Source organism: Candidatus Binataceae bacterium (assembly GCA_035500095.1).
GTDB lineage: Bacteria > Desulfobacterota > Binatia > Binatales > Binataceae > JAKAVN01.
On the sequence record DATJXN010000009.1, the window covers coordinates 18,948 to 28,385 of the forward strand.

Annotated in this window: 5 protein-coding genes; all 5 read left to right on the forward strand. The window is 68.1% G+C overall.

The window, feature by feature from the left end:
- Positions 1-7: 7 nt before the first annotated feature.
- The 5 genes from VMI09_01110 to VMI09_01130 all read left to right on the forward strand — a co-directional run bounded on the left by VMI09_01110 (position 8) and on the right by VMI09_01130 (position 9,268).
- Entirely contained in the window at positions 8-829 is an 822-nt protein-coding gene (locus VMI09_01110; GenBank protein HTQ23261.1) for an MOSC N-terminal beta barrel domain-containing protein, read from the forward strand.
- Positions 830-940: 111 nt separating this feature from the next.
- Positions 941-4,210, forward strand: a complete 3,270-nt coding sequence (locus VMI09_01115; protein HTQ23262.1) for a PD-(D/E)XK nuclease family protein — start codon at positions 941-943, stop codon at positions 4,208-4,210.
- A gap of 41 nt (positions 4,211-4,251) precedes the next feature.
- On the forward strand, positions 4,252-7,779 hold the full coding sequence (locus VMI09_01120) for a UvrD-helicase domain-containing protein (protein ID HTQ23263.1): 3,528 nt from the start codon (positions 4,252-4,254) through the stop codon (positions 7,777-7,779).
- A gap of 51 nt (positions 7,780-7,830) precedes the next feature.
- Complete coding sequence (locus VMI09_01125) at positions 7,831-8,763, forward strand: hypothetical protein (protein ID HTQ23264.1); 933 nt, start codon at positions 7,831-7,833, stop codon at positions 8,761-8,763.
- Positions 8,764-8,767: 4 nt separating this feature from the next.
- Positions 8,768-9,268: a 6-carboxytetrahydropterin synthase gene (locus VMI09_01130; GenBank protein ID HTQ23265.1), complete on the forward strand. Its 501-nt coding sequence runs from the start codon at positions 8,768-8,770 to the stop codon at positions 9,266-9,268.
- The last annotated feature ends 170 nt before the right edge of the window (positions 9,269-9,438 follow it).

The following is a 9,438-nucleotide window of genomic DNA, read 5'->3' on the forward strand; positions in this document are numbered from 1 at the left end:
CGGGGTCGTGAGCGCGCTTTTTCGCTATCCGGTCAAATCGATGCTCGGCGAGAGTCTGACCGCATTGACCCTGGCGCAAAACGGCGCGCTCGGCGACCGTGCGTGGGCTGTGCGCGAGACCTCGGGGCGTATCGCGACGGCGAAAAAGTGGGCGGCGATGCTCGCCTTCCGCGCAAGCTATGATTCGCCGCCGCGCGCTGACGAGCTTGCGCCGGTCACAATCGTTTTTCCCGACGGCGCGCGCATCCACGCCGCTGATCCCGACGCCTCGGCGCGGCTCTCGCAGGCGATGGGACGCGCGGTGACTCTCGAGCGTGCCAAGAGCGACGAGCGCGCGCGCGGCGAGATCGATCCGGAGACGATTTTCGCCGACGTTCCGGTCGAGCAAGTGCTTCCGAATTTCAACAGCCGGACGCTGCCCGATTCGTTCGCCCTGATGCGCGGTGCGTTTTTCGATTCGGCGCCGATTCACGTCCTTGCCCGCACCTCGCTCGAGCATCTGCGGCGCCTATGCGGCGGCGATTCGATGCTCGATCCGCGCCGTTTTCGCCCCAACATTTTCGTCGATACCGGTGCGGATGGCGCTGACGGTTTTGTCGAGGACGAATGGCTCGAAGGCACGCTCGAGGTCGGAGCGGCGGTGAAAATTACCGCGATGCAGCCGGCGCTGCGCTGCGTGATGACCACGCATGCGCAGTCCGAGCTGCCGCGCGACCTGTCGATTCTGCGCACGGCCGCGCGCCATCACAAGGCCACGCTCGGCGTTTTCGCCTCGATCGGCGCTCCCGGCACGCTCCGCGTCGGCGATCCGGTCTTTCTCACCAAGTAGCAGCCTCGCCGGGATCGCTGTTCATGAAGCCGCATCGCCGCGCTTGCGGCGCGCGCTCGGGCGGCAGACGATCATCGCCGGGACGGCTTTAACTGCCGCACCTCCAACTCGATGCCGCCACGACACGCTATCGTTTGCTCGCCGCGCGCTGCCGATCGTCTCGCCGCGGCTACGCAATGGCTCGAGGCGCTCGCGCCGTCCGCCGAGGTGCTAGTGCTCGCGGCGCGTCAGCCGGCAGCCGACGATCTCGTGCGCGCATTAAGCGCGCGGCGCGCGCTCTTCGGCGTCCGTCGAATGACCCTCTTGCGGCTGCTAGGTGCGCTGTGCGCCGACCGGCTCTTTCGCGACGGATTAGTGCCGGCTGCCGGGCTTGGCCTCGAAGGAGTCGCAGCTCGCGCGATCTATAAGCTCGCCGCCGCCGGAGCGCTGGGTTATTTCGCCCCGGTGGCCGATCGTCCTGGTTTTCCAGGCGCGCTCGCCCGCACCCTGAACGAGATCCGTCTTGCGGGAATCGACGCGGACGAGCTGGCGGCGCTCGACGAGATCGGTCCGCCGCTGGCCGCGCTGCTGCGGCGTTTCGAGTCAGAACTTCACGACGCACATCTGATCGACCGCGCCGCGATGCTCGCGCTGGCGGCGGCGATCGTCAAAGCCGATCCGCCGCCGGGCGAGGCCACGATGCCGATACTGATGCTCGACGTCGCGGGCGGCTCGACGCTCGAGCGTGATTTGTATGCGGCGCTGGCGGCGCGCGCCCCCGCGATACTTGCGACCGTTCCCGAGGGCGATACGGCCGCGCTTGCGATGCTTTCCGCGGCGCTCGGCGTCGCACCGCCGCCGGTCCCGCGCGCCGGCGTCGCCGCCGATTCGCTCGCTCGCCTCCAGAACTATCTATTCAGCAACGAAACGCCGCCGGAGCGTCGGCTGGACGATACGGTGGAAGTCATCTCCGCGCCGGGCGAGATGCAGGAGTGCGTGGAGATAGCGCGCCGCATCCTGACCGAGGCGGATCGCGGTGTCCCTTTCGACCGGATCGCGGTGGCGCTGCATGCGTCCGCGCGTTACGTGCCGTATCTTGAAGAGGCGCTCGATCGCGCATCAATTCCCGCCTCGTTTGCTCGCGGCGCGATGCGTCCCGAGCCCGGCGGCCGCGCGCTGCTCGCGCTCCTGGCCTCGGCCGCCGAACATCTTTCCGCGCGCCGCTACGCCGAGTATCTCTCGCTCGCGCAGGTTCCCGACCTCGAGCGCGACGGACCGGCGCGCTTCATCGCGCCGGACCTCGAACCTGCCGGCGTCGCGCCGTCCGCGGAGCTTGAAGGAGCCGCCCTCAACGGGGCCGCGTCCGCTGAACTCGCTGACGGCGCCGCCGATCCGGTGCCAGTGGTCGAAGGCGCCGTGCGCGCGCCGTGGCGATGGGAGCGATTGCTGGTCGACGCGTCGGTTATCGGCAATCGCGAGCGCTGGGAGCGCCGGCTTAAAGGGCTCGCAGCGGAACTGGAGAAGAGACGCTCGGAACTCAAAGACGACGACGTTCGCGCCGCCGCTTTCGACCGCCAGATTCTCGACCTCAAGCACCTGGGCGACGTCGCGCTGCCGCAGATCACGGCGCTCGCCGCGTTGCCCTTGCAGGCGGCGTGGGGCGAGTGGCTGGGCCATCTGCGCGCGCTCACCGCGCTCGCCGTGCGCGATTCGGCGCCGGTGCTCGCCGCGCTTGCCGAGCTCGAGCCGATGGCGCCAGTGGGTCCGGTCGGACTCGACGAGGTGCTCCAGGTGCTGGCCGAACGGCTGGGACGGCTCGAGGCGCCGCGGCCTCCGCGCCGCTACGGCGCCGTGATGGTAGCCCCAGCGCAGGACCTGCGCGGTCTCGAGTTCGACGTTGTGATCGTTCCCGGCCTGACCGAACGCGTCTTTCCCAGGAAGCTGACCGAGGATCCGATCCTGCCCGACCTGGCGCGCGTGCGGCTTGGGCACGATCTCGAGCTTCAGCAGAACCGCGCCGCCGCGGAACGCCTCGCCCTGCGCCTGGCCGCGGGTGCCGCGCGCCGGCGCGCGATGTTCTCGTTTCCGCGCGTCGATCTCGACCAGGGCCGGCCGCGGGTGCCGTCGTTCTACGCACTGGAAGTGCTGCGCGCCGCCGAAGGACGCTTGCCGGGATTCGACGAACTCGCACGGCGCGCGGTGGGCGAGCAGGCGGCGCGCCTTGGCTGGCCCGCGCCACGCGAGGCCGCCCAGGCGATCGACGATGCCGAATTCGATCTGGCCGTGCTCCATCGTCTGGCAGGCAAAGATGAGGAAGCGACGACTGGCGCGGCGCACTACCTGCTCGGCGCCAACCCGCATCTTGCGCGAGCCTTGCGTGCGCGCGCGCGGCGATGGCTCAAGCGGTGGACGCCGGCGGATGGACTGGTCGATCCCGGTCCCGAGACGCGCGCGGCCCTCGATCATCATCGTCCCGATGCGCGTTCCTATTCGGCCACCGCGTTGCAACATTTTGCCGCATGCCCGTATCGTTTCCTGCTTTACGCGATCCATCGAATCCAGCCGCGCGAAGAGGCCGAGGCGATCGAGGTGGTCGATCCGCTAACCCGCGGCGCGCTCCTGCATGAGGTCCAGTTCGAGCTGCTGACCCGGCTCCGCGCGGCAGGCCGGCTCCCGGTCGAGCGAGCGGCGCTCGACGACGCGCTCGCCTTGATGGATCGGACGCTGGAAGAGATCGCGGCGAACTGGCATGAGAGGCTCGCGCCCGCGATCGATCGCGTCTGGAAGGACGCGATCGACGCGATTCGCGCCGACCTTCGCGAATGGCTGCGGCGTGCGGCCGAAGACCCCGTTCCGTGGACGCCCGAGCGCTTCGAACTCGCCTTCGGACTTGCGGGGGGACGCGAGCAGGCCGATCCCGCAAGCCGCGACGAGCCGGTGCCGCTCGAGGCCGGGCTGATCCTGCGCGGATCGATCGATTTGGTTGAGCGCGGTCTGGGCGGGCGGCTTCGCGTTACCGATCACAAGAGCGGCAAGGCCGATGCGCCCAAAGACGTGATTATCGGCGGCGGCCGCGTGTTGCAGCCTGTGCTCTATGCGCTCGCCGCCGAACGGCTGCTCGGCGAACCGGTCGAATCGGGACGTCTCTACTATTGTTCGTCCCGCGGCGGCTACGAGGATCGCGTCGTGCCGCTCGACCAGGCGGCACGCGGCGCGGCGCGCGAATTCGCGGCGACCGTGGCCGGCGCGATCGCCGAGGGGTTCCTGCCCGCCGCACCCGCGGCAGGCGAGTGCAAATGGTGCGACTACCGGATGGTTTGCGGACCGTACGAGGAGACGCGCGTCGCGCTTAAACCGCCGACGCGCATTAACGCGCTCGAGCGCCTGCGCAGGCTGCGATGAACGCGGAAAAGCAAAAAGGTGCGCCGGACGGGGAAGCTTTGGTGAGCAGTCCGTCGAACGGGCCGCGCAGCACCAATGGCGCGGAGCCCGCGATCGCCGATCGACACGTGCGCGAGCGCATCCGCCGCGACCTCGACACAACGCTCATCGTCGAGGCCGCCGCCGGCACCGGCAAAACCACCGCCTTGGTCAACCGAATCGTCGCTGCGCTCGCGAGCGGCCGCGCCGAGCTTGGCCGAATCGTCGCGGTGACATTTACCGAAAAGGCGGCCGGCGAGCTCAAGCTGCGGTTGCGCGCGGAGATCGAAAACGCGCGCGCCGAGCCTGCGCGCGATCCGGCCGAGCGTATACGGCTCTCCGAGACGCTTGGCCAGCTCGAGGAAGCCCGCATCGGCACGATCCATTCGTTTTGCGCCGACCTTCTGCGTGAGCGCCCGGTCGAGGCGCGAGTCGATCCGATGTTCGAGGTTGCGGCCGACGACATAGCCGGCGAACTGTTCGAAAGCGCCTTTGACCGATGGTTCGAGCAGGCGCTGGCCGCTCCGAGCGAAGGTCTGCGCCGGCTTTTGCGCCGCCGCGAAGGATTCGACCGCGAGGGTCCGCGGCCGATCATCCGTTCCGCCGCATGGGAGCTTCTGCAATGGCGCGACTTCCAGACGCCGTGGGCCCATCAGGTGTTCGATCGCGATCCCGAAATCGACGCGCTGGTCGACGAGATCCGCGCAGTCGGCGCGCTCATCGCGCAGGTCGATCCGGAAGACTGGCTCGGCAAGGCGCTCGGCGAGATCGCCCGTCCGATCGACGAGGCGACGCGGCTTGAAACTGTGCGCGGGCGCGACTACGACGCGCTCGAGGCCGCGCTGCTCGCGCTGCTGCGCGGCTATGACGGACGCTGGCGATGGAAGGGGTGGGGCGAGGAGTTCGGATCGCTGCCGCGCGCCGAAGTGATTGCGCGGCGCGACGCGCTGCGCGCGCGCCTCGTACGCTTTCGTGACGGCGCCGGCGCCAACCTCGCGCCGCTTCTGCGCGACGAGCTGTGGCCGATCGTGGGCTACTACGAGGAGGCCAAGAAGCGCGCCGGCGTGCTGGACTTCATGGACCTGCTGCTGATCGCGCGCGATCTCGTGCGCGGCCGCGAGGCCGTGCGCGCCGAGCTGCAGCGGCGCATCAGTCACATCTTCGTCGATGAATTCCAGGACACCGATCCGCTGCAGGCGGAAATCCTGCTGTTGCTCGCGGCCGACGATCCCGCCGAAGCCGACTGGCGCCGCGCGCGTCCGCTGCCCGGGAAACTCTTTATCGTCGGTGACCCCAAGCAATCGATTTATCGCTTCCGCCGCGCCGACGTCGCGCTCTACCAGGAGATCAAGCGCCGCCTGCTCGATTGCGGCGCTGAATTGGAGCACCTGACGGTCAGCTTTCGCGCGACCCCCGAGCTGCAGGCGGCCGTCAACGCCGCCTTTGCGCCGCTGATGCCGTCGGAGTCCCCGACCCATCCCGCCTATTCGCCGCTGATGCCGTTTCGCGCCAACTGCGCCACGCAGCCGTCGATCGTCGTATTGCCAGTGCCGGCGCCGTTCAACGAGCGCGGCTTCGTCACCAAACGCCAGATCGACGAATCGACTCCCGACGCGGTCGGCGCGCTGGTGCGATGGCTGGTCGAGGAGAGCGGATGGACGGTGACCACGCGCGACCAGCCCGATGTCCGCGTGGCGATCGAACCGCGCCATATCTGCATGCTCTTTCGCCGCTTCAGCAGCTACGGCCGCGACGTTACGCGGCCTTACGTGCGCGCGCTGGAGGCGCGCCATATCGCGCACGTCCTGGTCAAGGGCGGATCGTTCAACGAGCGCGAGGAAGTCGAGGCGCTGCGCAACGCGCTCGGCGCGATCGAGCGGCCCGACGACGAACTAGCAGTCTTCGCGACGCTGCGCGGCCCGCTGTTAGCGCTCGACGACGGAGCGCTGCTGCGCTTTCGCGCGTCCGCCGGCTCGCTCCATCCCTTTCGCAAGCTCCACGCCGATCTTCCGGCCGAACTCGAGGAGGTCGGCAAAGCGCTCGGCGTGCTGCGCGATCTCAGCCGCGGACGCAACCGCAGGCCGATCGCGGAGACTATCGCGCGGCTGCTCGCCGCCGTGCGCGCCCATGCGGCGATCGCAATCTGGCCTACCGGCGAGCAGGCGTTGGCCAACGTGATGCGCCTGATGGATCTCGCGCGGCGCTACGAGGCCCGCCGTGCGGCGCGCTCCTTCCGCGGCTTCGTTGACGAACTCGAAGCGCGCGCCGCGCGCGAGGAGAGCGCCGACGCGCCGGTGGTCGAGGAAGGCGCCGAAGGCGTCCGCATCATGACCGTGCATCGCGCCAAGGGGTTGGAGTTTCCGGTGGTCCTGCTCGCCGATCTGACGTGCAATGAAACCGCCGGCGACGCCCATCGATGGGTCGATCCGGCAAGCGGCCTTTGCGCGCTGAGAGTCGCCGGGCACGCCCCGCGCGAGCTTCTGGAACACGCCGAAGAGGAGATGCGCCGCGACCGCGAGGAAGCGATGCGACTGCTTTACGTCGGCGCTACGCGTGCGCGCGACCTGCTGATTGTTCCGGCCGTCGGCAGCGCTCCGCAGGAAGGATGGCTCGCGCTTCTCAATCCCGTGATCTATCCCGCGGCCAAGGATCGGCGTGCGCCGCTCGACCCCGCGCCGCCCGGATGTCCGGTATTCGGCGATGACAGCGTCGTCGTGCGTCCGCCGAGGGCGCCAACCAAGTCGCAGGTCGTCGCGCCCGGACTCCATCGCCCGCAAGCCGGGGACCATCGAATCGTTTGGTGGGACCCGGCGCGGCTCAGGCTCGACGCGCGCGAAACGATGGGCCTGCGGCAGCATCGCCTGCTGACCGCCGATAAGGGCGAGCGCGAGGCGTCGCAAGGGGCGCGCGAATATGAAGCGTGGAAGGCTCGCCACGGCGCGACGCTCGCCGCGGGAGCGAAGGAAACGTTCAGCGTCGCCGCCGCGACCGAACTCGCGCGCAGAATGGCCGAGCGCGGCGAGCGCCCTGCATGGCTGGGCGACCCGGAACAGATCGCGATCGAACGCGTCGCGCGCGCCGCGGGGCGCCCCCAGGGTGTCCGCTTCGGAACGCTGGTACACGCCGTGCTCTCGCGCGTCGCGCTCGATGCTGACGCCTCCGCGATCGCCGAAGCCGCGCGCTTCTTTGCCCGGATGCTCGGTGCGGACGAGCTCGAGACGGCGGCTGCGTGCGACGCCGTGGCCGCGGCGCTCGGTTGCCCGTTGCTGAAAGCGGCGGCGGCCGCGGGCGCGCGGCTCCGGCGCGAATGCGCGCTCGCGATGCGGGTCGAGGACCGGGACGCTTTTGGAGGCCTCACGGTCGAAGGCGTTGTGGACCTGGCTTTCCCCGAACGCATTGCCGAGGGGGAACGATGGGTCGTCGTGGATTTCAAGACCGACGCCGATATCGCGGGACGGCTCGACGAATATCGTCTGCAATTGCTGCTCTATCTGCGTGCGATCGGCCGGAGCACGGGCGCGCCCGCACGGGGCGTCCTGATGTGCATCTGAACGTATGTTTTAACCCTCGCGGGTCTCCGCTACGATTGGATGAGCCGGAAAGTGACGAATCGAATCCACGCGAACAATCGGATCAACGACACGCTGCTCGTGATCGGCTATGGATCGCTGCTGAGCGGCTATGGATTGCTCGCGGAGCGGCGCGGCGGCGGCAGCAAACTCATCGCGCGCGACGCTTTCGCGGTGCGCCTTACCAACGCGCGCCGCGGCTTCGCCAAGCCCTCCAGCCACGGCCATTACCTTGCGATGGATCTCGAGCCGGTAAGCTGCGGCGAACCGATCATCGCGCATGCGGATCTCAATGGCGCCGGCGGGATCGGCGCGGTTGGGCTCGTGTTCGACCGCGAGTGGGCGGCGCTGATCGCGCGGCGCGAGGAATATGATTCGGCGAAGTTTCTTGAGCTTATCGCGCGCGCCGATGCCGCGGGCGTGGTGCTGGGCGATTTCTTGCTCGACATCGCCCGGCGCACGGACTTCGACCTGCTCGCCTATCGTGTCGAGTTGTGCAGGATGCTCGGCTACACGTCGCACGGTTATATCTTTCATCCGGTGCCGCTCGCCGACGGCCGCGTAGCGATTGCCGCGATCGGTTCGGGCTATGACGGCAGCGGCGACCCGGCGGTGCGCTCCAAGCGCAACGAGTACGGGATGGATCGCCTGCTCTCGATGGGCGAGGCGATGGAAGTGCGGAGCTTCGAGCTCGATCGCGCGGGTCAGGCCGGCTACTTCGCGGAGTGCGTGCTCGGCGGAATGCACGGTCTTGCGGTGGACGACGTGATGGCCGAGCTTGAACTCGAGACCGATTGGGGAAGCGAACTGATGCGCCGCTTCGCGCTGGCCGCGCCGGGCGAACTGGAGCGTTTCATGCGTGCCGCTTCGCTCGACCACGAGCGTTATCGCGATCAGTTCACCGGCGTCGCCCATGAATGTCTCGCGCGGCTTGTCGCGCAGGCAAAAGGCGGCGCCTCGGAGTAAGCACGTGTCATCCGGATTTTCGATCTACGTTGCCAAGGAGAATCTGAAATTCTCGGCCGCGCATTTTATCGCCTACCCGGGATTCCGCGAGCCGCTGCACGGCCACAACTACCAGGTCGGCGTCCGCGTCGAAGGGCGGCTCTCGCCAACCGGCTACGTGCTCGACTTCGGCCTCATCAAACAGCTCACCAAGGAGATCGTCGATCGGCTCGACGAGCGCACGCTGGTTCCCGCCGACAGCGACTGTCTGCAGATTGAACATCTGGAGAACGGGCAGCTGAGGATCTGTTACGGCGCGGATGAATTCCGCCTGCCCGCGGGCGACGCCTGTCTTTTGCCGATCGGACACAGCTCGGTGGAGGAGCTCGCGCGCTTTATTTGGAAAGAACTATATGAGGCTCTGAATACCAGGCAGGCGCTCCCCGGAATAGTGTCAATCGAAATCTCAGTCGCGGAAGGGCCCGGCCAGGCGGCGATTTATCGCGCCGAAGTCGATGGTCGGTAAATTTTAGCCTCGCCTGTGACGTGCCAAGTTCCGCCACGCGTAGTATTGATGTCCGAAGTCGAGCGAATACTACTAGGGAAGCTCTGCAGTGCGCCACGAAAGGCGCTGGTGTCCAGCGGATGAAAGTTCCGCTGGAGAAGTTGTCGGTTCAACTCCATAGCTACCGAGCG